Origin of the sequence: Sphingobium sp. LSP13-1-1.1, from assembly GCF_040676415.1 — a bacterium.
Taxonomy (GTDB): domain Bacteria; phylum Pseudomonadota; class Alphaproteobacteria; order Sphingomonadales; family Sphingomonadaceae; genus Sphingobium.
The window spans coordinates 1-26,898 of sequence record NZ_JBEGHU010000009.1 but is presented as its reverse complement, the minus strand read 5'-3'; the positions used below and the strand labels follow the sequence as shown (position 1 = coordinate 26,898).

Here is a 26,898-nt window from a genome sequence, read left to right as displayed (position 1 = left end):
GTCGATCCGGCCTAGCCGAATGCTGCCTCGGCCAGGGCCGCGCCATGATCCCGGATGGCGCGAGGCCAATCGGCGGAGGCGCTTTCGAACCCGGCCCTGTCCTTCGCATAAAGCGCGCGGATCGCCTCCTCATAGCCGGCCCGGTCGCCCGCCATCACGGTCAGGAAATGATAGGCCGCGTCCATTGCCGTGCGGGGCGAAGGCTTTGCCCCGGCGTCCTTGCGCGCCGCCTCGACCAATCGCCGCAGCGTTACGGAAGCGCCGCCGGGTTGCGCCGCCAGCCAATCCCAATGCCGGGGGAGCAGCGTCACTTCACGCGCCTGGACGCCGAGCCGGGGACGCCCGCGGCCACGGGGAAGCTGCGGCACGGGACCGCGCAGGTCGATATCCACCTGCCGGCCCGTGCTGTCATCGAACAGCAGCAGAGACTGCGCCTCCGTCCCCATGGCATGGAGCGTCGCGCGCACCTCTTCCTCATCGCCCGTCGCAATCCAGAGGTCGCCTGCAAAGGCCGTCAAAGTGCGTGTCATGCCGAAATCTCCTTCGGCACGCGATTTATTATCCGGATAAAATAAAGTCAAATAAATTCCGGGTAAAATTATTCCATCAGTTCTACCCAGGTCGGGGCATGGTCGCTCGCCTTTTCCCGCCCGCGAAAATCCTTGTCGACCTGCGCGTCGATCAGCCGGTCGGCGGCGGCCGGGCTCAGCAACAGATGATCGATCCGGAACCCCGCGTCACGCGGCCACGCGTTCATCTGGTAATCCCAATAGGTCCATACCCCGCCCGCCGGATGCCGGGAAGCGATGGCGTCGGTCCAGCCATCGCCCAGCAGGCGGCGATAGGCTGCGCGGCTTTCAGGCTGCATCAGTGCGTCGTCGGCCATGGCCTTGACCGAATAAACGTCCCTGTCGCGGGGAATGACATTGTAATCGCCCGCCAGGACCGCCGGCACTTCCTCTGCCCAGATCTCCGCGGCGCGCAGGCGCAGACGCTTCATCCAGCGCAGCTTATAGTCGAATTTCGGCCCCGGTTGGGGATTGCCATTGGGCAGATAGATGCTGGCGACGCGCAGCCCCTTCACATCGGCTTCGAGATAGCGGCTATGTTCGTCTTCGACCTCGCCCTCCAGCCCGCGCCGCACCTCGACCGGCGTCTCTCCACGGGCCAGTATCGCGACCCCGTTGAACCCCTTTTGCCCGTGCCAGATCGCGCCATAGCCGACATCCTCGATATCCTTCACCGGAAAGGTCTCGTCGGACGTCTTGATTTCCTGAAGGCAGGCAATGTCGGGCCGCGTCTCGTCGAGCCACTCCAGCAGGCGCGGCAGGCGCGCCTTGATCCCGTTGATGTTGAAGGTGGCGATGCGCATGGCCCAAATCTCCTTGCGCGCATCCCTAAAGACTTCATCCGCCCCTCTACAAGAGCGGTGCGGCGATTAAATCGAAAAGCTGGTGCCGCAGCCACAACCAGCGGTGGCGTTGGGGTTCGTCACCTTGAACGCCTTTCCGCCAAGGTCGGACACGAAATCCACCGCCGATCCGCGAACGAGGTCGATGCTGACATCGTCGACCACCAGCGTGACGCCGTCCCGTTCGACCGCGATATCGTCTGCCTCCACCGCATCGGCCAGGCCGAAGCGATATTGGAAACCCGAACAACCCCCGCCTTCCACCGCCAGGCGCAGGATGGCGGGCTTGCCCTGCTTGGCCGCGATGGCGGCGACACGGGCAGCGGCCGAGGATGTAAGGTCAATGTCGGTCATGGCGCCTAGATAGGATCAAGCAAAAGGCCCGACAAGCTCTCGCCTGCCGGGCCTTGGGAAAGAAAGATTGGCGGGGCTTCAGTCGGCCGCCTTTTCCTGGGCCCTGGTCGGGCCGCCCATGGCGACCGGCGGCTTGGTGTTCATCGCCACCAGATAGTCGGGTCCAGCCACGAAGGGTATGGGGTTGATCGCCTGACCATCGACGCGCACCTCATAATGCAGGTGGCTGCCGGTGGAACGGCCGGTCGAGCCCATGAGGCCGATCAACTGGCCGCGATGGACATAGCTGTTCGCGGCAACCAGCAGCTTCGACATATGGCCGTAGCGCGTTTCCATGCCGCCGCCATGCGAAATCTGCACCAGATTGCCATAACCGCTGGCCCAGCCGGCGCGGCTGACGATGCCGTCGGCTGTCGCGTAGATCTTGGTGCCCAACGGGCCGGGGATGTCGATGCCCTTGTGCATGCGGGCGCCGCCGTTGAAGGGGTCGGAGCGGACACCGAAATTGGAGGTCAGGGAGAGTTTCTCGACCGGACGTCCCGAGGGGATGTAGTTGGCCGACTTGGTCTGACCGTCCAGCCGCTGGAGGCTGGAGAAGAGATTGGAAAAACCGACATCGGCAGGGCCAAGCGCACTGGTGTTGATTTCCGAAGCATCGCCATAGGGATCGTCTTCGTCGGCCTTGGCCTGGGCCGGGACGGCGGCGCATAGCGCTCCCGCCATACCCATCGCTCCAACCATCTTGAGCGCAGAACGGAACCATCGCGCAGCGCGCGCATTTTCAATCTGAAGAACCAACATGCCGACCCCGACTATCAACCGGAGGCTTGTGCCTCTCGGCTATCCCCACGTTAACCAAAATGCGACTGATGCCCACCCGCTGGAGCGAAGAGGACATGTCCCGGCTCATTGTGCAAGCGGAGTGTAAAATTCCCGCGTTAAACCGGCTTGTCGACGCGCCGAGTCGTTGAACGGCGGCTTCAACGCGCCCCGAAAGTGGCGTTTCACAAGGATTTGGTAATGATTTGCGGGGTTCACGCCCAGCCGCTTCGTCGCATGGTCGAACCATTTCGTCCCGGCAAAGACATGGCGAATCTCATCCGTCATGATCCTCTGCAAAATGCGCGCCGACATTTCGTCCCCCGCTCCCTGGAAGCGAAGGATGGTGGCGGGGGTGATGTCGAGCGCCCGCGCCTCCAGCACCATCGGAACAATGGCAAGGCGGGCGAGCGCATCATGCGCCGTCTCGCTGGCCGCCTGCCACAGCCCGTCATGCGCCGCCAGAGCGCCATAATGGCTGCCAAGTTGCCGCAACCGCCGGTCTAGCAGCGCGAAATGCATGGCTTCGTCGGCGCCCACGCGCATCCAGTCATCGGTGAAGTCGCGCGGGAATTCCGCCCCGAACCGTCCGATCAGGTCAAAGGCAAGATCGATGGCCACGAATTCGATATGGGCGAGCGCATGAAGCATCGCGACCCGCGCCCGATCCGAACCGATCTTGCCGCGCTTGGGCATCTGGTTGGGCGGCAGCAGTTCGGGCTGGTCCGGGCGCGCCGGACGATCGGGCATGTCCGCGTCGAAGCGATGCTCCAGCAGCCCCATCCGCCAGCCGCGCGCAACCGCTCGCGCCGCCATCAGCTTGGCCAGCGGATCAGGGGTCAGCAGCACATGCGCGCAGGCCGCGCCCACGCTGTCGATGGCGATAGGGAGCGTCAAAGGCCCTTCGCTGCCTCCAGCACTTCGGCGGCGTGGCCCTTGACCTTCACCTTCGGCCAGATGCGCTGGATCTTCCCGTCAGCGCCAACCAGAAAGCTTGCCCGCTCGATCCCCATATATTTGCGGCCATAGAGCGATTTTTCCACCCAGGTGCCGAAAGCCTCGCACATCTCGCCCGGCTCGTCGGAGGCAAGCGTGACGGTCAGCCCATATTTCTCCGCAAATTTCTTGAGCCTGGCCGGCTTGTCCCTGGATATCCCGACCACCGGCATGCCCAATGCAGCGAAATCAGCGGCCAGCGCCGTGAAATCCTTCGCTTCGCTGGTACAGCCGGGCGTGTCCGCCTTGGGATAGAAATAGACGACCAGCGGCTTGCCCCTGTAGCGCGCCAGCGTGAAATCCGCGCCGTCGGCATCCTTCAGCGTCACTTCCGGCACGGCATCGCCCACGTCCAGCATCGTCATTCCTCCTTGAAGGGCGCGGCCAGCGCCGCCCACGCGTCAGCCACCCTTTGCCGGGCCTGTGCGTAGCTTTCAAGCAGTGCGTCCCAGCTTTCGACGCCGCAGTCCCGCGCCACCAGAGGACGGGTGGCTTGCGGAGGTTCGGTCGATCGGGGCGAAACCAGGCGGGAAACGATCAGGAAACGGGTGATGAGGTCATGCGCCCCGACCAGTTCGGCCGGCAGGTGGCCGGCCGCGACAAGCTGCTCCAGCGCGGCGCGCAAATCGGGGTCGAACGCCATATTGTGACGGAACTGGGTGATATGGATCAGGAATTCCAGGTCGACCAGCCCGCCCGGCACCAGCTTCACGTCCAGGTCGCCCGCAGGCGGCTTATGCCTGGCAATGTCGCCGCGCATCTTCACCGCCTGACGCGCCAGCTCCTCGAAGTCGCGCGGCCGCTCCAGCGTTTCGGTGAGGATCGCTCCCAGCGCCGCCCGCGCCGCGCCGGAACCGAAGACCGGGCGGGCACGGGTGAGCGCCAGATGCTCCCAGGTCCAGGCCTCCTCGCGCTGGTAGCGGGCGAAGCTGTCGAGGCTCACCGCCAGCAGGCCCTGCGCGCCGGAGGGGCGAAGCCGGGTGTCGACCTCATAGAGCGGCCCCGCCGCCGTTTGCACCGACAGGGCATTGGTGATGCGCTGGCCCAGGCGATTGAAATATTGCGTTGCGCCCAGCGGTTTCGCGCCATCGGATTCGGTTTCAAAGCTGCCCGTGAAAAGATAGACGAGGTCGAGGTCGGAGGCATGGGTCAGCACTCCGCCGCCCAGCCGCCCGAGCGCCAATATCACCATCTCGCCGCCGGGCACTTTCCCATGGGCGCGCTCGAACTCAGCGACCGTGGCCGCGCTCAGCGCCTCGATGGCAGCTTCGGCAACGCGGGAATAGCCCCGTCCTGCTTCCAGCGGATCGCCGCCACGGATGATCTGCGCGCCCAACGCGAAGCGCCGGTCGTTCACCCGCTGGCGCACCCGGTCAAGCAGCGCCTGATAATCCTCCCCCTCCTCCAGCCGGGCAAACTGGTCAGCCAATATCCCCACGGCGGGCGGCGGGTCGAAGGCGGATGTGTCGATCAGCCCGTCCAGCAGTTCCGCCCGCCGCCCCAGCGCATCGGCCAGCGTCGGCGCATGACTCAGCAGTTCGGCCAGCAGTTCGACAAGGCCGGGCCGGGCCGCCAGCAGCTTGAAGAAGTTGATCGCGCTCGGCAAACGGCCGATCAGGTCGTCCAGCCGGTTGAGCGCCCTCGCCGGATCGGGGGCCGCCGCCAGCGTCCGCATCAATCCCGGCAGCAACTCCTCCAGCGCGTCCCGCGACGCACCGCTGCGCAGCGCGCGGACCGTGCCCGAACGCCAGCGCGCGATCCGTGCCAGCGGTGTTTCCGGATCGTCAAAGCCCAGGTCGACAAGCTGCGCCTTCAGCCGGTCCTCGTCCACCGACAGCGATTCGCTGGGCGCCGCAGGGGTCAGCCGGTCGTAATTGCTGCCCACCCACTGCACATGCGGACGCAGCAGATCGAGCAGCGCGCCGCCATCCTCCAGCCCGTGCAGCCGCGCGACATTGTCCATCGCCTCGGCCGATTTGGGCAATTCATGGGTCTGGCGGTCCTCCACCATCTGCAATCGGTGCTCGACGGTGCGGAAAAGCACATAGGCTTCGTCCAGCTTGGCGGCCACATCGCCCTCGAACACGCCGGCACCCGCCAGAGCGCGCAGCGCCTCCCGCGTATTGCCCGATCGCAGGGACGGATCGCGGCCCCCATGAATGAGCTGGTGCACCTGGGCGAAGAATTCGACCTCCCTTATGCCGCCACGCCCACGCTTCAGGTCATAGCCCGGCCCGAAGGCCTGCCCCTGCGAATAATGGTCGCGAATCCGGCGCGAAATGTCCGTGATCGCGTCGATAGCGCCGAAATCCAGACTGCGGCGCCAGACGAAGGGACGGATCGCCTGCATGAAATAATCGCCGAGCGCGATGTCGCCCGCCGCCGGCCGCGCCCGGATGAACGCCGCCTGCTCCCAGCCGAGCGCGGTCGATTCATAATAGCCGATCGCCGCCTCCACCGGCAGGGCGATCGGCGTTGCCTCCGGGGAAGGTCGCAGGCGCAGGTCAACACGAAACACATAGCCGTCGCCGTCGCGGGCATTCAGCAGTTCGCTGACCCGCCGGCCGATGCGCACGGCCGCGTCCGCCGGGTCTTCCCGCTCGCCATGGGGCAACGTCCTGGGATCGTAGAGCAGGATCGGGTCGATATCGGAGGAATAGTTGAGTTCCCGGCTGCCATGCTTGCCGAGCGCCAGCACCACGAAACCCCGCTTTTCCGCATCCGGATAGCGCTCAGCCATGGCGGCGGCCAGGGCCTCCTCCAGTGCCTGGTCGGCAAAATCCGACAGGGTACGCGTCACCCGGTCCAGTCCCCAGGCGCCCGCCAGATCCGCAGCGGCGGTCACCAGGGCCACCGCCCCGCGCCTGCGCCTCAACGACCGGGCGATACCATCCTCCGGCGCCGCCACCTGCTGCGCGGCCGCCCAGGCGCCGTCGAAATTCCCGCGCTCCACCAGATCGGCAATATCCGGAAAACGATCCCATTGCCGAGCGAGGAAGGGCGAATGCGCCCTGATCCTCGTCGCGACCGCCAAACGGTCCGTCACCATAAATCTCCCATAATGGAGCCGATATTGCTTGCCGCTGCGACGAACGCCAGAAACTTTTGCACGACTTGGCAGTTATTTGATCATGGAAATGCAACGCAAACCCTTCGGCCGGTCAGCCCGGATTCAGGAAGGCGCGATCCGCCGCGTCCTGAACGTCGGCGTGCCGCAGCCCTATGAGGGGGTGGGCAATGCGTTGCGATCGACCTTCCGCGCCAGCAGTGGGACGGTGCCGGACGACATGCTCGACCTGCTGGCGAAGCTGGACCAGCATTAGGGTCTCGATCTGATTGAATCAGATCGCCGCTCTGGATTCCTTGTGTCCCGCGATTTCTTGACCAGCGATCGGTTCCGGTCGCCTGGAAATCGCTCTAGCATTTTATTTACTTCGGCGGTTTACGGTAGCGCGCACAATGCAGGACGCGCGCTCATGATCTACAAGGCCTTTGCCGCGGTGACGCTGATCGCCGCCCCGATCGTCGTGCTGACGGTGCAGAGCATCGTGCCGTCAGCCCCGCAGACAGCAGTTCCGTCACCCATGGCGCCAACCCCGGCTCCGGTGATGATGCCGACGCCGGCTCCAGTCGTGACGCCGGCCGCAGCCATGCCGTCTCCGCCGCCACCGCCCGCGCCGGACGCGGGAAATCTCTCCTTCGGCCAGCCCATGCCAGAAGCGGGCAGGCCCCTTCTCGCCCCCGGAGCCGGACTGCCGGCCGCACCCGCATCAAACTCCGCGCCGATCCAAAGCGTACAGTCTTCGGGTGAGGCGCCGAAATAGCCGAAATAAGGACGGGACTCAGATCTCCGGACCTCAGGCGCCCTTGAATGTGTCGCACTGCGCGGGGTCACCGCTATCCAATCCCTTGCGGAGCCAGGTCATCCGCTGCTCGCTGGTCCCATGGGTGAAGCTCTCCGGAACGGGACGGCGGCCAGCCGCCTTTTGCAGCGTATCGTCGCCGATCGCCTGGGCCGCCTTCATCCCCTCCTCCAGGTCGCCCGGTTCCATGAGGCCAGTGCGCTTGGCCCACACGCCCGCATAGCAGTCGGCCTGCAATTCGACCCGCACCTGCAGCGCGTTGCCCTGTGCCTCGCTGACGGCGCGCTGCTTCTGGTTCACCTCGCCCAGCGTTCCTTCCAGATCCTGCACATGATGACCCACCTCATGCGCGATCACATAGGCCTGGGCGAAATCGCCGGGCGCGCCGAAGCGCTGCCGCAATTCGGTGAAGAAGTCGGTGTCGAGATACACTTTCCGGTCATTGGGGCAGTAGAAGGGGCCCATGGCGCTCTGCGCCGCGCCGCATCCCGACGAACCGTTCTGGGAATAGAAGGAAAGGACGGTGGGCTGATATTGCTGACCCGCCTGCTGGAACAGCGATCCCCAAACGCGCTCCGTCGATCCCAGCACCTTGAGGGACCAGTGCTGCACGTCGCTGAGCCTGGAGGAATCACGAGAGACCTCGCCACCCTGCGGCATCTGGCCGCCGCCCCCCATCAGGCTCAGGGGATTGACGCCCATGACCGCCATTATGATCAGCACCACGACGATTCCGCCGCAGCCGAACCGGCTGCCGATCAGCGGCAGCAGCAGCCCCAGGCCACCGCCCAAGCCGCCGCCCAGGCCGCCACGCCCGTCCTGGATCTCGAAATTGGTGCTTTCCCGTTCGTCGTCGAGCCGCATCTCGTCCCTCTCTTTCCCTCGCCTGCCTATTCCATTCCGTCACGCGTGGGAACGCCCCCGATGCGGCGCGGGTTGCGCGGGCCATGGCGCCCCATGAAGAGATTGTAACGAGACATTCAGTTGGAATGCCGAGCGACTATTCTATATTGCGCTGCGACATGGCCGATACCGAATCCCAGCCGCGCCGGCGCGCCAACACGCCCCTGCCCCTTCCCCGCGAAGTCGCCCTTCTGCTGCAGGGCGGCGGAGCGCTCGGATCCTTCCAGGCCGGGGTTTATCAGCGGCTGGACGAGCTGGGCATCGACATCAGCTGGGTTGCGGGCATTTCGATCGGCGCCGTCAACGCCGCCATCATCGCCGGCAATCCGCCGCATAAACGCCTTGGTCGACTCAAGAAATTCTGGCTGACCGTCTCGGGCGGGATGCCCAATGTCGTCCTGCCGGAGATCGACCATATCCGGGAGGCCGCCCATCTGATGGCGGCCGGGTCGGTCGCGACCTTCGGCGTGCCGGGCATGTTCCGCCCGCGCCTGTGGCCCGCGCCGCTGATGCCGGAGGGTACGCCCGGCGCGATCAGCTTCTACGACAGCGCGCCGCTGAAGGACACGCTGGACGCGTGCGTCGACTGGGACCTGCTGAACGACGGGCCGGTCAGGCTGTCGGTGGGCGCGGTGGACGTGGAAAGCGGCAATTTCGCCTATTGGGACACGCGCGGCCGGGGCGGCAACACCCGCATCGACGCGCGCCACATCATGGCGTCGGGCGCACTGCCCCCCGGCCTGCCGCCGATCGAGATCGACGGCCGCTGGTATTGGGACGGCGGCATCGTGTCCAACACCCCGCTTGCCCATGTGCTGGACCACCAGAGCGAGGACATGCTGGTGTTCCAGGTCGATCTCTTCCCTGCCGAAGGGCCGATGCCGCGCCAGATGACCGACGTCTATTCCCGCACCAAGGACATTCAATATTCCAGCCGTACCCGTCAGGTGACCGACCAGTATCTGCGGTTGCGCAAGGAGCATAAGGCGATCCGCGCGCTGCTCGAAAAGCTGCCGCCCGAATTGCAGGACGATGCCGATGCCCAACGGTTGCGGCAGTTGCTGGACACCGGATCGGTCAACATCGTCCATCTCATCTATCGCAGCCGCGCCTGGGAAAGCGGCGCGCGCGACTTCGAATTTTCCCGCGCCACCATGCTCGATCACTGGTCCCAGGGCCGCGACGCGGTGGAGGAAGTGATGCACAAGGGTGACCTCATCGCTCGCAACATCGTCAATGGGAAGAGCTCCAGCTTCGACCTCGACGCACCCGACCATCTCAAGGAGAAGCAGGCATGAGCAATTCCCAATCCGGCCAGTTCCTGTCGGGCAAGACTGCCCTCATCACCGGGTCGACCTCCGGCATCGGTCTCGCTTATGCCAAGCTGCTTGCCGGCCAAGGCGCGAATGTCGTCATCAACGGTTTCGGAGACGCGGACGCCATCGAGAAGGAACGCGTCGGGCTGGAGGCGTTGAGCGGAGCAAAGGCGCTCTACAGCGGCCATGACCTCACCGACACCGGGCAGATCGAGGCGATGATGAAGGAAGCCGCCGACACTTTCGGCGGCGTCGATATCCTCATCAACAATGCCGGGATGCAGCATGTCGCGCCGGTCGAGGATTTCCCGGTCGACAAATGGAACCTCATCATCGCGCTCAATCTCAACAGCGCATTCCACACCTCCCGCCTCGCCATTCCCTATATGAAGGAAAAGAAGTGGGGGCGGATCATCCAGACGGCCTCGGCGCATTCACTCACCGCCTCCCCCTTCAAGAGCGCCTATGTGACGGCGAAGCACGGATTGGCGGGCTTCACCAAGACGCTGGCCCTGGAACTGGCGACCTTCGGCATCACGGCGAACTGCATTTCACCCGGCTATGTATGGACGCCGCTGGTGGAGAACCAGATTCCCGACACGATGAAGGCGCGCAACATGACGCGGGAGCAGGTGATGAACGACGTGCTGCTGGCGGGGCAGCCGACGAAGCAGTTCGTCACGGTCGATCAGGTGGCGTCCATGGCGCTCTATCTGTGCAGCGATGCCGCCGCGAACATCACTGGCGCCAATATGAGCATCGACGGCGGCTGGACCGCGCAGTAGGGCCTAGAGCATCGTGCGCAAAAGTGGGAACCGGTTTTGCGCTTGAAACGATGCGAAAACAAAAAACTGGAGCATGCGTCCTGCATCCGATTTAACGCAGCGTGCTCTACGCGAAAGGAAGGGGCGTCATGCTGTTGCTGTCCATCGCGTTGACGGCATCCACCATCGTGACGCCCGCATCGGCCATGCTGGGCGCCTTCCGCGAATTCTGCCCTGCCGATATTCCCCCTCAGGCCACACTTTCCAGAGCGGATGCGCAAGGCTGGCACAGGATCGCATCGGTCAGGGAAGACGAGCGGCAGCTCGAAGGACCAGCCCCCATGACGCTGCACTCCAGCGACGATGAAAGGGCTGGGGAAAATTGGCGCAGTTGTGGCATCAAGAGCGATGGCAATTCTGGCGATCTGGCAGCGCTTGCCGGGAACGTCAAAGACTGGCTGGGCTTCCCTCCTGCGGTCGATCTGAAAACAACCGTGACCTATTTCCTGCTATGGGATGGCGCGTAATGGCGGGACGGCGCGCATCTCCCAACGGCGGAATTCCAGAAGGCAAAGGCGGCGGGCCACTTCTATTCACTCACGGCGATGAGCGCTGAGGGCGGCTCCAGTCTTTTCTGGCTGCAGAGTCGACCGACGAGATAATCGCTCTTAAAACACCGACAAATTGCCCCTATGGTCCCCCCACCATCAGGGAGACCCATCAATGCGTCATGCGTTGACGGCCATCATGGCCGCCGCCAGCCTTATTTCCATTGCCCATGCCCAGCCTCCCGGCGCACCCGCCGAGGTGGCAACGCCGCCCAATGTCATCGCCGCGACCATCGCGAAGGACATGGACGGCCTCATGACGCTCTATCGTGACCTGCACGCCAATCCCGAACTGTCGGAACAGGAAAGCGCCACCGCCGCCAAGCTCGCCCGGCGGCTGAAAGCGATGAAGTTCGCCATCACCGAAAAGGTGGGCGGTACAGGCGTAGTCGCGGTGTTGAAGAACGGATCCGGCCCCGTGCTGCTGATCCGCGCCGACATGGACGCCCTGCCCGTTACTGAACAGACGGGTCTGGAGTTCGCCTCCAAGGTCAGGGCCAAGACCGGCGACGGGACCGAGACCGGCGTGATGCACGCCTGCGGCCATGACACGCACATGACCGCCTTCATCGAAACCGCCCGGCTGCTCTCCTCCATGAAGGAGGAGTGGAAGGGCACGTTGGTGATGATCCTCCAGCCCGCCGAAGAAGTGGGACGCGGCGCCAGGTTGATGCTGGAGGATGGCCTCTACACCCGTTTCCCGCGCCCGACCCATGCCATCGCCTTTCACGACGCGGCCAATCTGGAGGCAGGGAAGATCGGCTATACGCCGGGCTTTGCGCTCGCCAATGTGGACAGCATCGACCTGCTGGTACGGGGTTCGGGGGGCCATGGCGCCTATCCGCAGACGACGCGCGATCCGATCGTGCTGGGCGCACGGATCGTTACCTCCCTGCAAACGCTGGTCAGCCGGGAACAGGACCCGTTCGACCCGGCCGTCGTCACCGTCGGCAGCTTCATGGGCGGCACCAAGCATAACATCATCCCCGACGAGGCGAAGATGCTGCTCACCGTGCGCAGCTATTCGGACGAAACGCGGGAAAAGCTGATCCGGGGCATAGAACGCATCGCGAGGGGGGAGGCGATCGCGGCCGGCGTGCCGGACGACAGGATGCCGGTGATCTCCGTGAAGGACGAATTCACCCCTTCCACCTACAATCCCCCCGCTTTCGCCAACCGCATGGCAGATGTGCTGAAGGCCCATTTTCCCGCGGGAACGGTCGGCGAGACCAAGGCCTCCATGGCTGGGGAGGACTTTGGCCGCTATTACCGCGCGGACAAGAGCATCGAGAGCTTCATCTTCTGGGTCGGCGGCGTGCCGGCGGAGCAGATGGAGAAGGCCAGGACCGGCGCGATCAGCCTGCCCTCGCTGCACAGCCCCTATTGGGCGCCCCAGGCTGACAAGGTCATCGCCACAGCCAGCGAGGCCATGACCGTGCTGGCGATGACCATATTGAAGCGGGATTGACAGCCGCCGTCACGACGCTGCCCGTAGGGAGGGCATTCAGCCCTGGGCTTCCCGCAGCCTTTCATGATGCCGGATCACCTCATCGATGATGAAGCGCAGGAATTTCTCGGTGAAATCGGGATCCAGATTGGCATCGGTGGCCAACTGGCGCAGGCGGGCAATCTGGCGCTCCTCCCGCCCCGGATCGGCGGGGGGCAAGTCGTGGGTCGCCTTGTGCTCGCCGACGGCCTGCGTGATCTTGAACCGCTCCGCCAGCATGAAGACGAGCGCCGCGTCGATATTATCGATGCTCTCGCGATAGCGCTTCAGCGTTTCGTCCACTTTCATCCTCCGCAAGGCATCGCCATGGCGGCGGCTTTGCGCCCGAACGATGCATCGATCAAAATATCGGCGCTTTTTGCCGTTTCCAGACGCCCGCGCAAGCTATTCCCGCTTGCCTTTAGCATTTTGCGCCGCCACATGGCCCTTGTCATGACAGCATCCGCCACCGGCAACGTCCACCCCATCGGCCGCGCCAGCAGCGCGCCTTCGCTCGCCTCCATGATGGCGCTTGTCGCCGAGGGCATGAACCAGGTGAACGCCGTCATACTGGACCGGATGCAGTCGCGCATCCCACTGATCCCGGAACTCGCCGGCCATCTGATCGCCGGCGGGGGCAAGCGGATGCGGCCGATGCTGACGCTCGCCTGCGCCGATCTGGTGGGCTATGCCGGATCGCGCCACTACAAGCTGGCCGCGGCCGTGGAGTTCATCCATACCGCGACGCTGCTGCATGACGACGTGGTCGATGGATCGGGGCTGCGCCGGGGACGCAAGACCGCCAACATCATCTGGGGCAACAGCGCGAGCGTGCTGGTGGGCGACTTTCTCTTCTCCCGCTCCTTCGAACTGATGGTCGAGGCGGAATCGCTGAAGGTACTGAAGATTCTCTCCAACGCGTCCGCCGTGATCGCGGAGGGGGAAGTCAACCAGCTGACCGCCCAGCGCAAGATCGACACCAGCGAAGAGCAATATCTCGACATTATCGGCGCGAAGACCGCCGCCCTGTTCGCCGCCGCCTGCCGCATCTCCGCCGTGGTCGCCGACCGGACGGAGGCGGAAGAGCAGGCCCTGGACGTCTATGGCCGGAATCTTGGCATCGCCTTCCAGCTTATCGACGACGCGATCGACTATGAATCCGACGGCGCGACCATGGGCAAGGATGCGGGCGACGATTTCCGCGACGGCAAGGTGACGCTACCGGTCATCCTCGCCTATGCGCGCGGGTCGGAAGAGGATCGCGCCTTCTGGAAGCAGGCCATCGCCGGCAACCGGGTGAGCGACGAGGATCTGGCGCATGCCACGGCTCTGCTGCGCGGGACAGGCGCGATCGCGGACACGCTGGCGCGGGCGCGGCATTATGGACAACGGGCCATCGACGCGCTCGGCATGTTCGACAATGGCAAGGCAAAGGCCGCGCTGACCGAAGCGGTCGAATTCGCCATCGCGCGGGCTTATTGAGGGTTTGGCAGGCCGGTTCGTTTCGACCATGCTGTTCCTGTGGTGGCAGGAGCACATAGCGCTTCGTTCCGCCAGGACCTGTCGCCCATGATCCTTTCCCCGGAAACCATCGCTTTCCTCATGGCGGCTGCCCTGATGGCGGGGTGCATCGACGCGATGGCGGGAGGCGGCGGGCTGATCGCGCTGCCCGCCTTGCTCGCTGCCGGAATCCCGCCTGTTCCGGCGGTGGCGACCAACAAGCTGCAATCGGCGCTCGGCACTTTCGGCGCCTGCCTCGCTTATGCCCGCGCGGGGCATATGGACCTGAAGGCCTATCGCTGGCCCATATGCGCCGCCTTTGCGGGATCGGCTGGCGGAGCGTGGCTGTTGCAGCGGGTCGATTCCTCGATCCTGGCGGGGCTGATGCCCGCGCTGCTGATCGCGCTCGCCGCCTATTTCACCTTCTCGCCGAAGGTGGGCGAGATGGACCGGCGTCAGCGCGTCGGGCTGGGGCTGCTCAGCCTGCTGATCGGCGTCATCGGCTTTTACGACGGCTTCTTCGGGCCGGGTGCGGGCACTTTCTACACCACGATTTTCATTGTGCTGGGCGGCCTCGGCCTTGTCAGGGCTACTGCGCAGGCCAAGGCGGCCAATCTCGCCAGCAACCTTGCCGGCCTGCTCACCATGATGGCGGGCGGCCATGTCCTCTGGATCGTCGGCCTTGCCATGGCTGTGGGCAGCATTACCGGCGGGCAGATCGGATCCCGGCTCGCCATGCGCTTCGGCAGCCGGCTGATCCGCCCGCTGCTGATCATCATGTCGCTGGCGCTGACGGCAAAGATGCTGATCGATCCAAAAAACCCCATCCACGCGCTGCTGTTCGGCTGATCCTTGCGCTCGGCCCGGAATGACGCGAGAGGGACAGGCATGACCGCCCTGCCCATCCATGCCGTGCTGCCCGACCTGCTCGCCGTCCTGCGCGAAGGCAGCAATGCCGTGCTGGTGGCGCCGCCGGGAGCGGGCAAGACGACCGCGGTCGCCCCGGCCCTGCTGAACGAGCCCTGGTGCACAGGGCAGGTGCTGCTGCTCTCCCCCCGCCGGCTTGCGGCACGCGCAGCGGCGGAGCGGATTGCCGAACTGATCGGCGAGGAGCCTGGCGGCACGGTCGGCTATGCGACACGCATGGACTCGCGGCTTTCCGCCCGAACCCGCCTGCTTGTCCTGACCGAAGGGATTTTCGTGCGGCGGATCCAGGACGATCCGGAGCTTTCGGGCATCTCCGCCGTCCTCTTCGACGAAGTGCATGAGCGCAGCCTGGACAGCGATTTCGGACTGGCACTGGCTCTCGACGCCCAGGGCGCCTTGCGACCCGACCTGCGGATCGTGCCCATGTCCGCTACCCTGGACGGCGCGCGCTTCGCCACGCTGCTGGCCCATGAAGGGAATGACGCGCCGGTGGTGGAAAGCGAGGGCCGCATCCAGCCGCTGGAACTGCGCCATGTCGGGCGCGCCGCGGAAAGGCGGATAGAAGATGCGATGGCAGCCACCATTCGCCAGGCGCTCAGCGATGAAGCGGAAGGCGACCTGCTCGCCTTCCTGCCGGGCGTGGCGGAAATCGAACGGACGGCGGAGCGGCTGGAAGGTGCTGGGGCAGAGGTCCACAAGCTGCACGGCTCGCTGGAACCCGCGGCGCAACGGGCTGCGATCCGCCCCTCGCGGGAGGGACGGCGGAAAGTGATCCTGGCCACCTCCATCGCGGAAACCAGCCTGACCATCGAGGGCGTGCGCATCGTGGTCGACAGCGGGCTGGCGCGACGGCCCCGCTACGACCGAGCGGCGGGGGTGACGCGGCTGGTGACGGAGCGGGCGAGCCAGGCGGCCGCAACCCAGCGGGCCGGCCGTGCGGCGCGACAGCGGCCGGGCGTGGCCTATCGCCTCTGGGAAGCAGCAGCGACGGCGGGCATGCCGCCCTTCGACCCGCCGGCGATATTGGAAAGCGATCTGTCGGGCCTGATCCTGGATTGCGCGCTCTGGGGCGTGGACGATCCGGCTCGCCTGCGCTGGCTGGACGTGCCGCCGGCTGCCGCCGTGGCGGAGGCGCGCAAGCGGCTCATGGCGCTGGAGGCGCTGGATGCCGACGGCCGCATCACCGCGCATGGCAAGATGCTCGCCACCCTGCCGCTGGAGCCGCGCATCGGCCATATGCTGGTGCGGGCTGGCGAGATGGGACTGGCAACGGTCGCCGCAGAAATCGCCGTCCTGCTTGGCGAACGGGGCATCGGCGGGCAGGATACAGACCTTTCGCAGCGGCGAATCCGCTGGCGACGCGAGAGCGGGAAGCGGGCCGACGCAGCGCGGGCGATGGCGAAGCGGTGGGCGAAGCTGGCCCCGGCGGACGCAGCCAGGACTTCGCCTCTGGTTGCGGAAGGGGGCCATGAAGCCGGCCTCTGCCTCGCCCTTGCTTTCCCGGACAGGGTTGCCAAACGCCGCTCCGCGGACGGGGCCGATTGGGCAAGCATCGGCGGACGCGGCTTCCGGCTCGACCCGCTCAGCCCGCTGGCAAGGGGGGAATGGCTGGCGGTGGGCGAAGTGCAGGGCAGTGCGGCCGGCGCCCGCATCCTTTCCGCCGCGCCGATCAGCGAGGCGGAAGTGATCGCCCTGTTCGCCGGCCGGATCGCGGAGCATCGCACCGTGCGGTTCCGGCCCGCCAATGGCGGCATAGAGGCGCTGCGTGAAAGGCGGCTGGGCGCGGTGCGGCTTTCCTCCGGCTCCGACGACCGGCCCGATCCCGACGCGGTCGTCGCCGCCCTGGTCGAGGGCGTGCGGCAGGGCGGGCTGGAGCTGCTTCCCTGGTCCGACGCCGCGCGGTCGCTCAGGATGCGGGCCGCCTTTGCCGGGGTGGAGGCGCTCTCGGACGCCGCGCTGATGGAGATGCTGGACGACTGGCTCCCGCCGCTGTTGCAGGGCAGGCGGCGGCTCTCCGACATCGACCGATCGCAACTTTCCGGCGTGCTGGAAGGGCTGATCGGCTGGGACGGCAAGCAGCAGGTCGACCGGCTCGCCCCGCCTGAATTCCGTTCCCCCGCCGGCAGCGGCCATGAAATCGACTATGCCGCTGAGGGCGGCCCCCGCGTCGAGTTGCGCGTCCAGGCCCTGTTCGGCCTCGACCAACATCCGGTCGTCGGCAGCGGGCGCATTCCACTGGTCCTTTCCCTCACCTCCCCGGCCGGCCGGCCGATCCAGACGACGCAGGACCTGCCCGGCTTCTGGGCGGGCAGTTGGCGCGCCATCGCCAAGGAAATGCGCGGCCGCTACCCCAAGCATCCCTGGCCGGACGATCCGGCGGCAGCCAGCGCCACGCTGCGCACGAAACGGGCCGATGCCAAGGGGAAGCCTTGACTTGGGTCCATTCGCTGGTGCAACGCAACCCGATCTTCCCTCAGGAGTCTCCATCGCGATGAGCGCGCGCATCTATCAGATCCAGAAGAACGCCCTGCAGTCCGGCAAGGCGCTGACCCGCAAATGGGTGCTGGAATATGTGGCGGCGGAAGCGAAGAAGCCCGACCCCCTGACCGGCTGGGCGGGTTCCGGCGACACCAGGCAGCAGATCAGGCTGACCTTCTCTTCCGAGGAAGCCGCCCGCGCCTATGCGGAGCGGGAGGGGATCGCCTATACGGTCATTCCGACCGCGCCCAAGACGTTGAAGATCCAGGCCTACGCCGATAATTTCCGGTAAGGCGCCGGGAGCGATTTCCAGGCGGCCGGGACCGATCGCTGGCTTCCTTATCGCCATCCCCAGGCCAGGTCGGCCACCAGCGTGGCGAAACTGATCACCACCCCGGCCAGGAACAGCCGATAGGCATAGCCCAGCCAGCGATATTTGCGCCGCTGGAGCACCTGACCATTCTGATACATGTCGCGCAGCATCGCCCGGCACAGCGCGTCGTCATCCGCCACCAGCCGCATCATCCGCGCACTGAACTCGGTTTCGCTGAGGCTGGTGAAGACGCCGAAAAACAGCAGATTGTCATCCTCCGTCACACCGCTGCGCGACCGGCCGACATTCGGCAACACCGCCAGGATCGCACAGGTCGCGGCCAGAAACACGCCGAGCGCCAGCACCGCCACCGGCCAGACCAGCGCACCCGACCGCAATTGACCAACGCAGAGGGTGAAGACCACCATCGACGCGCCGATCAGCATGTTCGCCTTCTGATCGGCCATCTGGCTGAGTTGCATGTTGGTCTGGACCGCGGTGCGCAGCAGGTGGATCGCATTGGGCACCGGCGCATCTGTCGCCTGGGTCATCATCCCCTCCCCTTTTTTCGCGACACTCATGCCCGATTGCCGCCTTATTCCCTTGCCAAAGAGCGACGCTTGAGGGCAAAAGCCGCTCTTTCACGGAAAGCACCAGGGATAATGACGGATCGCCAGCAAATTTTCGACAGCGTTCTGGGCCAGATCGCACCTTTCAACAAAAAGGGCGTCGCACTGACCGAGGCGACCACCTTCGCAGGGGATCTGGAGTGGGACAGCCTGACGGTGATGGATTTCGTCGCCGCGATCGAGGATGAATTCGACATCATCATCACCATGAACATGCAGGCCGAGATCGAGACGGTGGGCCAGCTTGTGGATGCCGTGGCGAAGCTGAAGGGCTAAAGGCCGCCCTGGAGCGATTTCCGGTCGGATGGCGTCATCCGACGGTCAGGAAATCGCGGTAAAATAAAGGAATAGAGTGGCCGATCTGATCCAATCAGATCAAAAGTCGCTCCAGTGATTATTTGCCGTTCGTGCCGAGTAGCCATCAAGCGTGTCGAAATGGCGGATCTAGGGAGCGGGGAACAGCATGACGGGCTTCGAGAGGGGCTTTGGCTGCGCCCGGTCCGAACTCAGGACGAACGGGTTAAGGGACTACATATGACGACCAATACCCGCGACCTCTTCTCCAAGTTCGATTCCCTGATCGCAGAACGGGAGGCGCTGCTGGCGACCGGCGTGCGCGATCCCTTCGCCATCGTCATGGATGAAGTGAAATCGCCCACCCTGGCCGTGATCAAGGGCAAGGACACGATCCTGCTCGGCACCTATAACTATATGGGCATGACCTTCGACCCGGAGGTGATCGCCGCGGGCAAGAAGGCGCTGGACGATTTCGGCGCGGGCACCACCGGCAGCCGCTTGCTGAACGGCACCTATCAGGGCCACCGGCAGGTCGAGGACGCCCTCCGGGACTTCTACGGCACCAGCGGCGCGATGGTCTTCTCCACCGGCTATCAGGCCAATCTGGGCATGATCTCGACGCTGGCGGGCAAGGGCGACTATGTCGTGCTGGATGCCGACAGCCATGCGTCCATCTATGACGGCTGCTTCCTGGGCGATGCGGAGATCGTCCGCTTCCGCCACAACAGCGTGGAGGATCTGGACAAGCGCCTGGGCCGCCTGCCCGCCGACGCCCTGAAGCTGGTGGTGCTGGAGGGCGTCTATTCGATGCTGGGCGACGTCGCCCCCCTGCCCGACATGGTCGCCGCGGTGCGCAAGCATCCCAATTGCATGATTCTGGTGGACGAAGCCCATGGCATGGGCTTTTTCGGCCCCAATGGCCGGGGCGTCTATGAGGAGCAGGGTGTCGAGAAGGACGTCGATTTCGTGGTCGGCACCTTCTCCAAGTCGGTCGGCACGGTCGGCGGCTTCTGCGTGTCCAACCACCCGAAGTTCGAAGTGCTGCGCCTCGTCTGCCGTCCCTATGTCTTCACCGCATCCCTGCCGCCGAGCGTCGTCGCGACCGCAGCGACATCGATCCGCAAGCTGATGCACGCGAGCGAGAAGCGCGCCCATCTCTGGAAGAACAGCCAGCGGCTGCACAAGGGCCTCTCCGACCTTGGCTTCAAGCTGGGCACGGAAACCCCGCAATCCGCGATCATCGCCGTCATCCTGACCGACCAGACGCAGGCCGTCGCCATGTGGCAGACGCTGCTGGAGCTCGGCCTCTACGTCAACATGGCGCGCCCTCCGGCGACACCTGCTGGAACTTTTCTGCTGCGCTGTTCGCTCTGCGCTGAACATAGCGATGAACAGGTTGGGCAGATCATCGGCATGTTCGAGGCGGCAGGCAAGGCGACCGGGGCGATCGGCTGAACGCGTCCTGTCATCGGCTTTACGACCGGACGGCCGATTAACGAGACGGAATCCGCCGCAAAAACGGAACCTTTCACCTGCGGCATTTCTCGCTTAACATTGTTCATCTAGTGTAACTGTCGATGACGGACGGGTTTTTCATGGATGAACATGCGACCGGTTGGCGAGCGTTCGTGGCACGCTTCCTGCCGCTGGTGCTTGTCATCCTGCTGTTCGGATCGCTCGGCACGCTGCTCTACAGCGCCAGCCATGCCGCGCATGACCATGAGCGCGCGCTGCAGGAACAGCGGCGCAGTTTCGAGATCATCGCCCTCGCCCGCGCGTTCGAGGCGAAGACCGCCCGCGCGGAAGTGACGCTGGCCCGCTATGTCATCAGCCTTGATCCCGATACCGGCCGCCTGTTCCAGGACCAGTGGCGCACCGCCGGGAGCCAGCTCAAGGTGCTCAATTACACCACCCGCCATTCCGACTGGCAGCGCGGCAATGTGATGGCGTTGCAGGCCGCCTTCGACCAGCGCGGCAAGACGCTGAGCGAGATCGGCCTGCGCACCACCTACGACCAGAAGATGGCAGCGCTTGCCCAGTTCCATCAGGCGGGCAAGTCCCGCGACCTGATGCGCATCACGGCATTGCTGGATCGGGTCATCCAGGCGGAAAACGCCCGGCTGCAGGAGCGCAGCGAGGCCGTGTCGCTGGCAGGGGATCGCAACGCCTGGTTCGGAAAGACATCCCAGCTTTTCGGACTGGTGCTACTGGTCTGCGTGCTGTTCGCGCTCTGGTTCGCCAATGCCGCCTATAGCGAGCGCCGCAATGCGCGCAGGCAGGCGGATGACGAGGCGGAGCGCGCCGACCGGCTGGAGGAGGCCGTCACCGCCCGCACCGCCGAATTGTCGGATGCCTATGAACGGCTCAAGAAGGAGACCGCCGAACGCGCCGTCGCGGAGGAAAATCTGCGCCAGATGCAGAAGATGGATGCCGTGGGCCAGTTGACGGGCGGCATCGCCCATGATTTCAACAACATGCTGGCCGTGGTGGTCGGCGGCCTGGAACTGGCCAAGCGCAAGCTGCGGCTGAAACCGCAGGAGGCGAACCGTCATCTCGACAATGCGATGGAGGGTGCCAATCGCGCCGCCGCGCTGACCCGCCGCCTGTTGGCCTTCGCCCGGTCGGAACCGCTGCTGCCCAACGCCGTCGATCCTGATGCGCTGGTCGCCGGACTGTCCGAATTGATCGATCGGTCCATCGGCGACCAGATCACCATGGCCTTTGAAAATGAGGCGAAGGGCTGGCGGATCTTCGTCGACCAGCATCAGATGGAAAATGCGATATTGAACCTGTGCGTCAACGCCCGCGACGCCATGGACGGACGGGGCCGACTGGTCATCAGGACAGGACAGGCCCAACTGGCGCAGCACGAGATCGGGGAATGCGCCGCCGGCGAATATGTGATGCTCAGCGTCACTGACGACGGGTGCGGCATGACGCCCGAAATCCTGTCGCGCGTGTTCGAACCCTTCTTCACCACCAAGCCGGTCGGCAAGGGCACCGGGCTGGGCCTCAGCCAGATCTTCGGCTTCGTGCACCAGTGCGAGGGCGAGATCCGCATAGAATCGGAGCCCGGCAAGGGCACGAGCGTCCATCTCTACCTGCCCCGCCATGTCGCGGCGGGAGGCGAAGGTGCGATGGACGCGCCTATGCCGGACCGGGAGCCTGTGCTCCATCCCCCGATGCGTATCCTGGTGGTGGAGGATGATCCCCGCGTCCTCAACCAGACGATGGCGGCGCTGGCGGAACTGGGCCACCTGCCGGTCGCCTGCGATCATCCGTCCAGGGCGGCGAAGCTGCTCACCAGCCATCGCGACATCGGCCTGATCGTCAGCGACGTGCTGATGCCGGACATGACCGGGCCAGAGATGATACGCACCCTGCCGCCCCTCTATGCGCATCTGCCAGTGCTGTTCGTCACCGGCTATGCCGGCGATATAGCGGAAAGCACCGATTTCGGGGGCCATGAAGTGTTGCGCAAGCCCTACACTCTCACCGGGCTGGCACAGGCGCTGTCCAATGCGCTCAGCGGATCGCACCACCCCGGAACAGCCGCGGCAGCAGAGTAAGCGCGCCGATCAGCGGCCAGCGGCGCTGCCAGGGCCTGATCTGGATCGTGGTGCCCGCATGGCGATTGATCTTCCACGCCAGATAATCGATGCCGCCAGCATAGGTGAAGCTTGCCTTGGCCAGGCGGATGACGGACAGCCATTTGCCGCGCCTTTGCAACCGCCGCCAGCGGGCAGCCGCCTGCTCCGGCGATGGCGGCAGGCCCTGGTCCAGCGCGGCCTCGCCAAAGCGCGCGTAGCGCTCCGGATCGGCATCGACGATGGAAAGCGATCGCCCCTTCCGTTCGGCCCGCAATTCCGCGCCATAGGTCAGGGTGAAGCCGGTCCTCCACAGCGACAGCGCATCCTGGGCCTGCGCCATTGGGCGAGCAAGCGAGAGCAGCGTCGGGGCAGCACCGGCAACGGCTGTGATGGCGCGCTGGCGGGCAAGGTCATCCGCCGCCCAGAGCAGCCGCGCAGGCTGGGCGAAGCGGGCCCAGACCGACACATTGTCGGCGGCAGGGCTGTTGAGGCGGGCAAAGTCACCTTCCGACAGCACGGCATATTTGGCGATCAGGCCATTATGTTCGAAGGGAAAGACATTGGGCGGGATCAGCCGGTTTGCGGCCGCAAGCCAGCGCTTTCCATAAGCGGCGCGATAGTCGGAGACGATCAGGTAGAAATCCAGCATCAAGCCGTCGAGATTCTTCTCCCGCAGGCAGGAACCGTAGAAGAGCACCGCCCGCGAGGCATCGGGATATTGCGCAGCCAGCGCGCCCGCCATCGCCGCCGCGCGCGGATCGGCGGGCGCGGCCAGTTCGGCGGTGACGAGGGAGAGGAGAGAATGAGGCATCGGTCCTGCTACGGGTACAGCATGCTCCCGCAAAAACACTCGAACGAGCGGTCAGCAGGAGCGCGGGTCAAACGGCCAAGATCAGGCTCCTCCCTTCGCAGGAGCGCCGCAGTCTTTCAATCCCGCCGCCGGAATATCAACGACAGATTGTTCGCGGGCATTTCGAGCAATCGGCGAAGCACCAGCCCCTCGCCCTCCGCCGCGGCAATCACATCCTCCACCCGGCGCAGCCCCCATTGCGGATCACGAGCCTTGAGGGATGCATCGAAGGCAAGATTGCTCGGCGCTGTTTCGACATTTTCCCGCAGATAGGGCCCATAGACGTAGAGCAAGCCACCCGGCGGCAGTACGGCCCCCGCCCCCTTCATCAACCCCAGCGTCGCTTCCCAGGGGCTGATATGGACCATGTTAATTCACCCATACAGTTGTGAGGTTACGCGATCTTAACGCGGACAAAGCAGCTAGGGGCAATGACATTGGAAGCAATCGCATACATTCGCTGGTCAACCGACGATCAAACAGAGGGCGATAGTGAGCGCCGTCAGACCGACTTAGCGCAGAACATCTGCCGCACAAGGGGATGGACGCTAACTGAGACGATCATCGAGCGCGGTAAGTCTGCTTACAAGGGCAGGAACCGCGCGAAGGGTGGCAAGCTAGCTGAGATTGAGGAACGCGCCGCAAAGGGTTTGCTGCGCGGCAAAGCACTCATCATTGAGAACATCGATCGACTAAGCCGTCAGGAGCCTCTTGTCGGTCTGAACCTCATCCACGGCCTCGTAAACGCCGGTATAACGCTGGTCGAAAGCGATACTGGTCAGACCTACACAGCAGAGGAAATCAAGCACAACTGGCAAACGCTGCTGACGCCGTTCCTGCGCGCTGGTCTAGGACACGAGGAAAGCAAAAAGAAAGGTGGCCGAATTGCCAAAGCGTTCGAAGGCACCATCGAACGCGGCTTCAAAACGAAAGATGGTCTGGCCGACTTGCGTTTCGTGCCTAGCTGGATCGACCGCGATGGCGACAAATATATGGTTAATGAGAAGCGCGCTGCTGTGGTCAGGATGATCTTTGACCGCTGCCTTGAAGGCAAAGGGCTTCGTCAGATTTGTGCCGAACTCAACGCCGATCTTGAGAATACGCGCTGGCAAAAAGGCGATTGGACACAAGCCAACGTCAGGGAAATTCTGCGAGGTCGGGGCGCATTAGGCGAGTATTGCCGCGTCAAGGAGCCCGGCGCTTACAAGCACAAAGCAGGAGAATGGTTCAAAGTCTGCGATGCGGTAATCTCAGCAGAGACATGGCACCGTGCACAAGAAGCACTCGACCGTCGCCGCAGTTCAGGCGGTAAGCGCCGAGGTATGGTTAATTTGCTTCAGGGTTTCACATACTGCGCTCATCGGAACAACGGTGAGGTTTGTGGTAGCCGGATGATAATTTCGCAAACCGATGTGAACGTCCCCCGCAAAGCTAGATTGCGTTGCGCGAGAAACCACAGGGCTGCTGGTTGCTCATCCAGCGCGTCATTCCACTACTATCACCTCCTCAACGGTATCCTCGATAACGTCCTTCATATGGCCATCCCGGCACCTGAGGAACAAGCACAGGACAACGGCCTTGCTGTCGCGCAATTGGAACTCAAGACCGCCGAGCAACGCCTAGACAATCTAGTTGATGCTTATGCGGCTAACCCTAGCCCGGCTATGTTGAGAGGCATCCAGCGCGCCGAACAGGACATTGAAGAGCGCAAAGAGGGCATTCGAACGCTGGCGCTAGCTGCTGAGCAACAGGCCAACAAAAAGCCAAGCGTCGAACTGGCTCAGGAAATTGCCCGACTTAGGGACAGCCTGCACGATGATGAAGATGCTCGTCGCCAGGTCCACGCTGCACTATCGGAGATCATAACCAGCGTCTTCCTGTATCCTGGCACTCGCGAGGCTCATGTCCTTGTTGCTGGCGTCCATGCTTTCAGGTTCGACGGCCTCGGTAATCTGCTACAGCAAGCAATAGCCACAAGCGCAATGCTGCCCGGTGCCCACAATGATAGCCCGATTGCTCTCAACCGCTATATGGAACGGGCAGCTTAATCGCTGCCCTGTAAGCCCCTAGAAACACCACTCAGAGTGAAAGCGCCTCGCATTGCTTGCGGGCGCTTTTCCTTTTGTAAGGTCGTCTGCGGGGATCAGTGACGCGGTAGCTCGATGACATCATCTTCATGGTCAACTTCGACCCGGAAATGGCTCATGTAACGCTCTACATAGAGCCGATGACCGCGCCACTCGACGCTGAACTCGTCTTCTTCGTAATCCGAAGAACAATCAATCTCACAAAGCAGGTAATCGGCCAGCGCAGCAAGTTCCTGAGTGTTCAACTGCATCGTTTGTCTCCTTCCCACATCGTATGTGTTCAGGTGACTTCTGCGTCATCCACTTTATGACTTAGATAAAACTCTTCTCCGCGAACCACTTCTTAGGTTGATTTTCAAGTCAACTGGCGCTTGTTGTCCTGAGGCACATTGAAGAAAGGGAGTGCCTACATGGACCCGTGGATGAAGTTGATGCGTCCAAAGCAGCTACAGCAGCTGATTATCAATCATGAGGAGCAAGTGCCCCTGCGAGGCACAAAGGGCGAAAAAGACCTCATGCCGGTTGTTCGCTTGTTCAACCCCATCGGTATCGGAACTTGGATACTCAGCGAATGCAGCAATGACGGGCTGGCGTTCGGCATCTGCGATGTGGGCTATCCTGAACTCGGCTACGTCGCACTCTGGGAACTTGCCGAACTGCGCTTACCAGCAGGACTACAGATAGAAGAAGACCTGCATTGGACGCCAACAAAGCCAATATCCAAATACATGGAAGACGCGAAGGCAGGACGAGCCATCTAACTAAGTAGAGTTAGGCATTGGAAAGAAGCTAGGATCGGCAACGGTCCTAGCTTTCTTTTTCTTTTAATGACGCAGATCGTTCTTGACATTACAACAAAGCAAGAACTTAACAGGGAGTTTCTACAATGCGACGTTTACTCTTCCCCTTAGTTGCAGCCTGTGCGCTGCTTTCGGCCTGTGGCAATGTCTATGACAAGGCGCTGCCAGACATCGAGGATGAAGCCTCAATCAATGACATTATCAGCGACGTTGATGCTCAGGATAAAACCCTGCTGCGTGGCTACTTCATCAGGAAGAACAATGTCAGGCTTGGCCTGATCGAAGCCGGTCCTAAGGAGTGGAACAGCGCAACGAATGTGCGCGAAGCCATCGAGGAGCAGAAGCTAGTTCGTAAGCACAATGACGAGCAGATCAAAGCTGCTGCCGAGGAAGTGCGCCGCGTAAGGGAAGAAGGCGACCGTATGCTGGCCGAAATTGAAAAGCAGCAGGAGGAACTGCTGAAAAGCCTTTGAGGCTAAATAGACGGCAATCGAGAAGCCTTTGCGTAATTGGGCTTCTTGGTTGCTCTCTTACTACAGGGAAAAGCCGCTGCCGGTAAACAGCGGCTTTTCTTATGTCAGCTTACTTCGCAGCCTTTTCGGCTTCCTGACGCTTCTTGATCGCAATGTCGATCATGTCAGCATCCTTACCCTCTGCGAGATAGTGCTTCTTGATGTCAGGGAACGACATCGGATTCTTGCCCCTGCGCTTGCCCGCTACGCCGATGTTGAGCGATCCTTGATCCGAGTTAGCGCCTTTGGACGATGATGCTTTCCGAGGAGCCTGAGGGGCTGTCTGGATTGCTTTGAGTGCCCCATCGAACTCACCGGCCTCTGCGGCTTCGATCAGTGCAGAGACAAAACCCTTGAACTGGCCTTCTGGCACATAGTTGGTCGTGGACCCGCCG

Annotated in this window: 29 protein-coding genes and 1 pseudogene; 15 read left to right on the top strand and 15 right to left on the bottom strand. The window is 63.6% G+C overall.

The genetic code is table 11. The features are described 5' to 3' along the window. Positions 1–11 precede the first annotated feature (11 nt). The 7 genes from MRBLSP13_RS06790 to MRBLSP13_RS06760 form a co-directional block, all read right to left on the bottom strand. On the bottom strand, positions 12–530 hold the full coding sequence (locus MRBLSP13_RS06790; RefSeq protein ID WP_363753550.1) for a DUF2239 family protein: 519 nt from the start codon (positions 528–530) through the stop codon (positions 12–14). 68 nt (positions 531–598) lie between these two features. After that, positions 599–1,372: an exodeoxyribonuclease III gene (gene xth, locus MRBLSP13_RS06785; RefSeq protein WP_363753547.1), complete on the bottom strand. Its 774-nt coding sequence runs from the start codon at positions 1,370–1,372 to the stop codon at positions 599–601. Between the two features lie 66 nt (positions 1,373–1,438). Further along, on the bottom strand, positions 1,439–1,765 hold the full coding sequence (gene erpA, locus MRBLSP13_RS06780; RefSeq protein ID WP_363753544.1) for an iron-sulfur cluster insertion protein ErpA: 327 nt from the start codon (positions 1,763–1,765) through the stop codon (positions 1,439–1,441). Between the two features lie 78 nt (positions 1,766–1,843). Next, the gene (locus MRBLSP13_RS06775; RefSeq protein ID WP_363739244.1) at positions 1,844–2,566 is read right to left on the bottom strand and encodes a M23 family metallopeptidase; all 723 of its coding nucleotides are present in this window, start codon (positions 2,564–2,566) and stop codon (positions 1,844–1,846) included. Between the two features lie 105 nt (positions 2,567–2,671). Beyond that, positions 2,672–3,481 (bottom strand): ferritin-like domain-containing protein, encoded by an 810-nt coding sequence (locus tag MRBLSP13_RS06770; RefSeq protein WP_363753541.1) that lies wholly within the window; start codon positions 3,479–3,481, stop codon positions 2,672–2,674. Beyond that, positions 3,478–3,939, bottom strand: a complete 462-nt coding sequence (gene bcp, locus MRBLSP13_RS06765) for a thioredoxin-dependent thiol peroxidase (protein ID WP_363739283.1) — start codon at positions 3,937–3,939, stop codon at positions 3,478–3,480. The genes MRBLSP13_RS06770 and bcp overlap by 4 nt, the downstream gene beginning before the upstream one ends. A 2-nt stretch (positions 3,940–3,941) precedes the next feature. After that, positions 3,942–6,629 (bottom strand): bifunctional [glutamine synthetase] adenylyltransferase/[glutamine synthetase]-adenylyl-L-tyrosine phosphorylase, encoded by a 2,688-nt coding sequence (locus tag MRBLSP13_RS06760; RefSeq protein ID WP_363753538.1) that lies wholly within the window; start codon positions 6,627–6,629, stop codon positions 3,942–3,944. Between the two features lie 82 nt (positions 6,630–6,711). Here MRBLSP13_RS06760 and MRBLSP13_RS06755 point away from each other — a divergent pair, with 82 nt between their 5' ends. After that, complete coding sequence (locus MRBLSP13_RS06755) at positions 6,712–6,903, top strand: hypothetical protein (protein ID WP_363739239.1); 192 nt, start codon at positions 6,712–6,714, stop codon at positions 6,901–6,903. Between the two features lie 158 nt (positions 6,904–7,061). Here the strand turns inward: MRBLSP13_RS06755 and MRBLSP13_RS06750 are convergent, their stop codons facing one another. Both MRBLSP13_RS06750 and ypfJ read right to left on the bottom strand, forming a co-directional pair. Continuing rightward, positions 7,062–7,232: a hypothetical protein gene (locus MRBLSP13_RS06750; protein WP_363739237.1), complete on the bottom strand. Its 171-nt coding sequence runs from the start codon at positions 7,230–7,232 to the stop codon at positions 7,062–7,064. 205 nt (positions 7,233–7,437) lie between these two features. After that, positions 7,438–8,307: a KPN_02809 family neutral zinc metallopeptidase gene (gene ypfJ, locus MRBLSP13_RS06745; RefSeq protein WP_363739235.1), complete on the bottom strand. Its 870-nt coding sequence runs from the start codon at positions 8,305–8,307 to the stop codon at positions 7,438–7,440. A gap of 158 nt (positions 8,308–8,465) precedes the next feature. Between ypfJ and MRBLSP13_RS06740 the strand changes: the two genes are divergently transcribed. From MRBLSP13_RS06740 to MRBLSP13_RS06725, 4 genes are all read left to right on the top strand, one after another. Next, positions 8,466–9,644, top strand: coding sequence for a patatin-like phospholipase family protein (locus tag MRBLSP13_RS06740; RefSeq protein WP_363739233.1), 1,179 nt, complete (start codon positions 8,466–8,468; stop codon positions 9,642–9,644). Further along, on the top strand, positions 9,641–10,447 hold the full coding sequence (locus MRBLSP13_RS06735) for a 3-hydroxybutyrate dehydrogenase (protein ID WP_133653733.1): 807 nt from the start codon (positions 9,641–9,643) through the stop codon (positions 10,445–10,447). Before MRBLSP13_RS06740 ends, MRBLSP13_RS06735 begins: the two co-directional genes overlap by 4 nt. Before the next feature lie 128 nt (positions 10,448–10,575). Continuing rightward, positions 10,576–10,953 carry a hypothetical protein gene (locus MRBLSP13_RS06730; protein ID WP_363739231.1) on the top strand — a complete coding sequence of 126 codons (378 nt, stop codon included), beginning with the start codon at positions 10,576–10,578 and terminating at the stop codon, positions 10,951–10,953. A 196-nt stretch (positions 10,954–11,149) separates the two neighbouring features. Further along, positions 11,150–12,502 (top strand): amidohydrolase, encoded by a 1,353-nt coding sequence (locus MRBLSP13_RS06725; RefSeq protein ID WP_363753535.1) that lies wholly within the window; start codon positions 11,150–11,152, stop codon positions 12,500–12,502. A 36-nt stretch (positions 12,503–12,538) separates the two neighbouring features. On the opposite strand, the gene MRBLSP13_RS06720 is transcribed toward MRBLSP13_RS06725, so the two are convergent. Then, a complete protein-coding gene (locus tag MRBLSP13_RS06720) occupies positions 12,539–12,829 on the bottom strand; it encodes a chorismate mutase (RefSeq protein WP_363739227.1) in 291 nt (96 codons plus the stop codon). Between the two features lie 144 nt (positions 12,830–12,973). Here MRBLSP13_RS06720 and MRBLSP13_RS06715 point away from each other — a divergent pair, with 144 nt between their 5' ends. From MRBLSP13_RS06715 to MRBLSP13_RS06700, 4 genes are all read left to right on the top strand, one after another. Continuing rightward, positions 12,974–14,002 carry a polyprenyl synthetase family protein gene (locus tag MRBLSP13_RS06715; RefSeq protein ID WP_363739226.1) on the top strand — a complete coding sequence of 343 codons (1,029 nt, stop codon included), beginning with the start codon at positions 12,974–12,976 and terminating at the stop codon, positions 14,000–14,002. 87 nt (positions 14,003–14,089) lie between these two features. Then, positions 14,090–14,869, top strand: a complete 780-nt coding sequence (locus MRBLSP13_RS06710) for a TSUP family transporter (protein WP_363739225.1) — start codon at positions 14,090–14,092, stop codon at positions 14,867–14,869. A 39-nt stretch (positions 14,870–14,908) separates the two neighbouring features. Further along, complete coding sequence (gene hrpB, locus MRBLSP13_RS06705; protein ID WP_363753533.1) at positions 14,909–17,380, top strand: ATP-dependent helicase HrpB; 2,472 nt, start codon at positions 14,909–14,911, stop codon at positions 17,378–17,380. A gap of 58 nt (positions 17,381–17,438) precedes the next feature. Further along, the gene (locus tag MRBLSP13_RS06700; protein ID WP_133653726.1) at positions 17,439–17,717 is read left to right on the top strand and encodes an ETC complex I subunit; all 279 of its coding nucleotides are present in this window, start codon (positions 17,439–17,441) and stop codon (positions 17,715–17,717) included. A 47-nt stretch (positions 17,718–17,764) separates the two neighbouring features. Here the strand turns inward: MRBLSP13_RS06700 and MRBLSP13_RS06695 are convergent, their stop codons facing one another. Next, positions 17,765–18,319, bottom strand: a complete 555-nt coding sequence (locus MRBLSP13_RS06695; protein ID WP_363753531.1) for a Pycsar system effector family protein — start codon at positions 18,317–18,319, stop codon at positions 17,765–17,767. Between the two features lie 81 nt (positions 18,320–18,400). Here MRBLSP13_RS06695 and MRBLSP13_RS06690 point away from each other — a divergent pair, with 81 nt between their 5' ends. From MRBLSP13_RS06690 to MRBLSP13_RS06680, 3 genes are all read left to right on the top strand, one after another. Beyond that, complete coding sequence (locus MRBLSP13_RS06690; RefSeq protein WP_363753528.1) at positions 18,401–18,643, top strand: acyl carrier protein; 243 nt, start codon at positions 18,401–18,403, stop codon at positions 18,641–18,643. Positions 18,644–18,901: 258 nt separating this feature from the next. Beyond that, complete coding sequence (gene spt, locus MRBLSP13_RS06685; RefSeq protein ID WP_133653723.1) at positions 18,902–20,119, top strand: serine palmitoyltransferase; 1,218 nt, start codon at positions 18,902–18,904, stop codon at positions 20,117–20,119. 140 nt (positions 20,120–20,259) lie between these two features. Further along, complete coding sequence (locus MRBLSP13_RS06680) at positions 20,260–22,233, top strand: ATP-binding protein (protein WP_363739220.1); 1,974 nt, start codon at positions 20,260–20,262, stop codon at positions 22,231–22,233. Here the strand turns inward: MRBLSP13_RS06680 and MRBLSP13_RS06675 are convergent. Next, positions 22,190–23,065: a hypothetical protein gene (locus tag MRBLSP13_RS06675; protein WP_363753526.1), complete on the bottom strand. Its 876-nt coding sequence runs from the start codon at positions 23,063–23,065 to the stop codon at positions 22,190–22,192. The genes MRBLSP13_RS06680 and MRBLSP13_RS06675 overlap by 44 nt on opposite strands. A gap of 116 nt (positions 23,066–23,181) precedes the next feature. Continuing rightward, a pseudogene (locus MRBLSP13_RS06670) lies at positions 23,182–23,478 on the bottom strand (DUF938 domain-containing protein); the annotation flags it as partial. A 57-nt stretch (positions 23,479–23,535) separates the two neighbouring features. On the opposite strand from MRBLSP13_RS06670, the gene MRBLSP13_RS06665 reads away from it, so the two are divergent. After that, on the top strand, positions 23,536–25,152 hold the full coding sequence (locus tag MRBLSP13_RS06665; RefSeq protein WP_363753523.1) for a recombinase family protein: 1,617 nt from the start codon (positions 23,536–23,538) through the stop codon (positions 25,150–25,152). Between the two features lie 95 nt (positions 25,153–25,247). On the opposite strand, the gene MRBLSP13_RS06660 is transcribed toward MRBLSP13_RS06665, so the two are convergent. Then, on the bottom strand, positions 25,248–25,442 hold the full coding sequence (locus tag MRBLSP13_RS06660; RefSeq protein ID WP_363753520.1) for a hypothetical protein: 195 nt from the start codon (positions 25,440–25,442) through the stop codon (positions 25,248–25,250). Positions 25,443–25,601: 159 nt separating this feature from the next. Between MRBLSP13_RS06660 and MRBLSP13_RS06655 the strand changes: the two genes are divergently transcribed. After that, a complete protein-coding gene (locus MRBLSP13_RS06655; RefSeq protein ID WP_363753517.1) occupies positions 25,602–25,952 on the top strand; it encodes a DUF2958 domain-containing protein in 351 nt (116 codons plus the stop codon). A gap of 125 nt (positions 25,953–26,077) precedes the next feature. Beyond that, entirely contained in the window at positions 26,078–26,464 is a 387-nt protein-coding gene (locus MRBLSP13_RS06650) for a hypothetical protein (protein WP_363753514.1), read from the top strand. Between the two features lie 109 nt (positions 26,465–26,573). On the opposite strand, the gene MRBLSP13_RS06645 is transcribed toward MRBLSP13_RS06650, so the two are convergent. Beyond that, the coding region (locus MRBLSP13_RS06645; protein ID WP_363753511.1) for a hypothetical protein at positions 26,574–26,898 on the bottom strand (325 nt) is incomplete at its 5' end.

Bases quoted from the DNA above. Each gene is read 5' to 3' on its own strand.
- MRBLSP13_RS06755 (WP_363739239.1), top strand. From the start codon at position 6,712: ATGGAAATGCAACGCAAACCCTTCGGCCGGTCAGCCCGGATTCAGGAA.
- MRBLSP13_RS06725 (WP_363753535.1), top strand. From the start codon at position 11,150: ATGCGTCATGCGTTGACGGCCATCATGGCCGCCGCCAGCCTTATTTCC.
- MRBLSP13_RS06655 (WP_363753517.1), top strand. From the start codon at position 25,602: ATGGACCCGTGGATGAAGTTGATGCGTCCAAAGCAGCTACAGCAGCTG.
- MRBLSP13_RS06720 (WP_363739227.1), bottom strand. From the start codon at position 12,829: ATGAAAGTGGACGAAACGCTGAAGCGCTATCGCGAGAGCATCGATAAT.
- MRBLSP13_RS06710 (WP_363739225.1), top strand. From the start codon at position 14,090: ATGATCCTTTCCCCGGAAACCATCGCTTTCCTCATGGCGGCTGCCCTG.
- MRBLSP13_RS06665 (WP_363753523.1), top strand. From the start codon at position 23,536: ATGACATTGGAAGCAATCGCATACATTCGCTGGTCAACCGACGATCAA.
- MRBLSP13_RS06740 (WP_363739233.1), top strand. From the start codon at position 8,466: ATGGCCGATACCGAATCCCAGCCGCGCCGGCGCGCCAACACGCCCCTG.
- bcp (WP_363739283.1), bottom strand. From the start codon at position 3,939: ATGCTGGACGTGGGCGATGCCGTGCCGGAAGTGACGCTGAAGGATGCC.
- ypfJ (WP_363739235.1), bottom strand. From the start codon at position 8,307: ATGCGGCTCGACGACGAACGGGAAAGCACCAATTTCGAGATCCAGGAC.
- MRBLSP13_RS06750 (WP_363739237.1), bottom strand. From the start codon at position 7,232: ATGGCTGCGGCCGGCGTCACGACTGGAGCCGGCGTCGGCATCATCACC.
- spt (WP_133653723.1), top strand. From the start codon at position 18,902: ATGACGACCAATACCCGCGACCTCTTCTCCAAGTTCGATTCCCTGATC.
- MRBLSP13_RS06735 (WP_133653733.1), top strand. From the start codon at position 9,641: ATGAGCAATTCCCAATCCGGCCAGTTCCTGTCGGGCAAGACTGCCCTC.
- MRBLSP13_RS06775 (WP_363739244.1), bottom strand. From the start codon at position 2,566: ATGTTGGTTCTTCAGATTGAAAATGCGCGCGCTGCGCGATGGTTCCGT.
- MRBLSP13_RS06660 (WP_363753520.1), bottom strand. From the start codon at position 25,442: ATGCAGTTGAACACTCAGGAACTTGCTGCGCTGGCCGATTACCTGCTT.
- MRBLSP13_RS06695 (WP_363753531.1), bottom strand. From the start codon at position 18,319: ATGAGTGTCGCGAAAAAAGGGGAGGGGATGATGACCCAGGCGACAGAT.
- MRBLSP13_RS06690 (WP_363753528.1), top strand. From the start codon at position 18,401: ATGACGGATCGCCAGCAAATTTTCGACAGCGTTCTGGGCCAGATCGCA.
- MRBLSP13_RS06730 (WP_363739231.1), top strand. From the start codon at position 10,576: ATGCTGTTGCTGTCCATCGCGTTGACGGCATCCACCATCGTGACGCCC.
- MRBLSP13_RS06715 (WP_363739226.1), top strand. From the start codon at position 12,974: ATGACAGCATCCGCCACCGGCAACGTCCACCCCATCGGCCGCGCCAGC.
- erpA (WP_363753544.1), bottom strand. From the start codon at position 1,765: ATGACCGACATTGACCTTACATCCTCGGCCGCTGCCCGTGTCGCCGCC.
- MRBLSP13_RS06650 (WP_363753514.1), top strand. From the start codon at position 26,078: ATGCGACGTTTACTCTTCCCCTTAGTTGCAGCCTGTGCGCTGCTTTCG.
- MRBLSP13_RS06700 (WP_133653726.1), top strand. From the start codon at position 17,439: ATGAGCGCGCGCATCTATCAGATCCAGAAGAACGCCCTGCAGTCCGGC.
- MRBLSP13_RS06675 (WP_363753526.1), bottom strand. From the start codon at position 23,065: ATGCCTCATTCTCTCCTCTCCCTCGTCACCGCCGAACTGGCCGCGCCC.
- MRBLSP13_RS06760 (WP_363753538.1), bottom strand. From the start codon at position 6,629: ATGGTGACGGACCGTTTGGCGGTCGCGACGAGGATCAGGGCGCATTCG.
- MRBLSP13_RS06680 (WP_363739220.1), top strand. From the start codon at position 20,260: ATGGATGAACATGCGACCGGTTGGCGAGCGTTCGTGGCACGCTTCCTG.
- MRBLSP13_RS06790 (WP_363753550.1), bottom strand. From the start codon at position 530: ATGACACGCACTTTGACGGCCTTTGCAGGCGACCTCTGGATTGCGACG.
- xth (WP_363753547.1), bottom strand. From the start codon at position 1,372: ATGCGCATCGCCACCTTCAACATCAACGGGATCAAGGCGCGCCTGCCG.
- hrpB (WP_363753533.1), top strand. From the start codon at position 14,909: ATGACCGCCCTGCCCATCCATGCCGTGCTGCCCGACCTGCTCGCCGTC.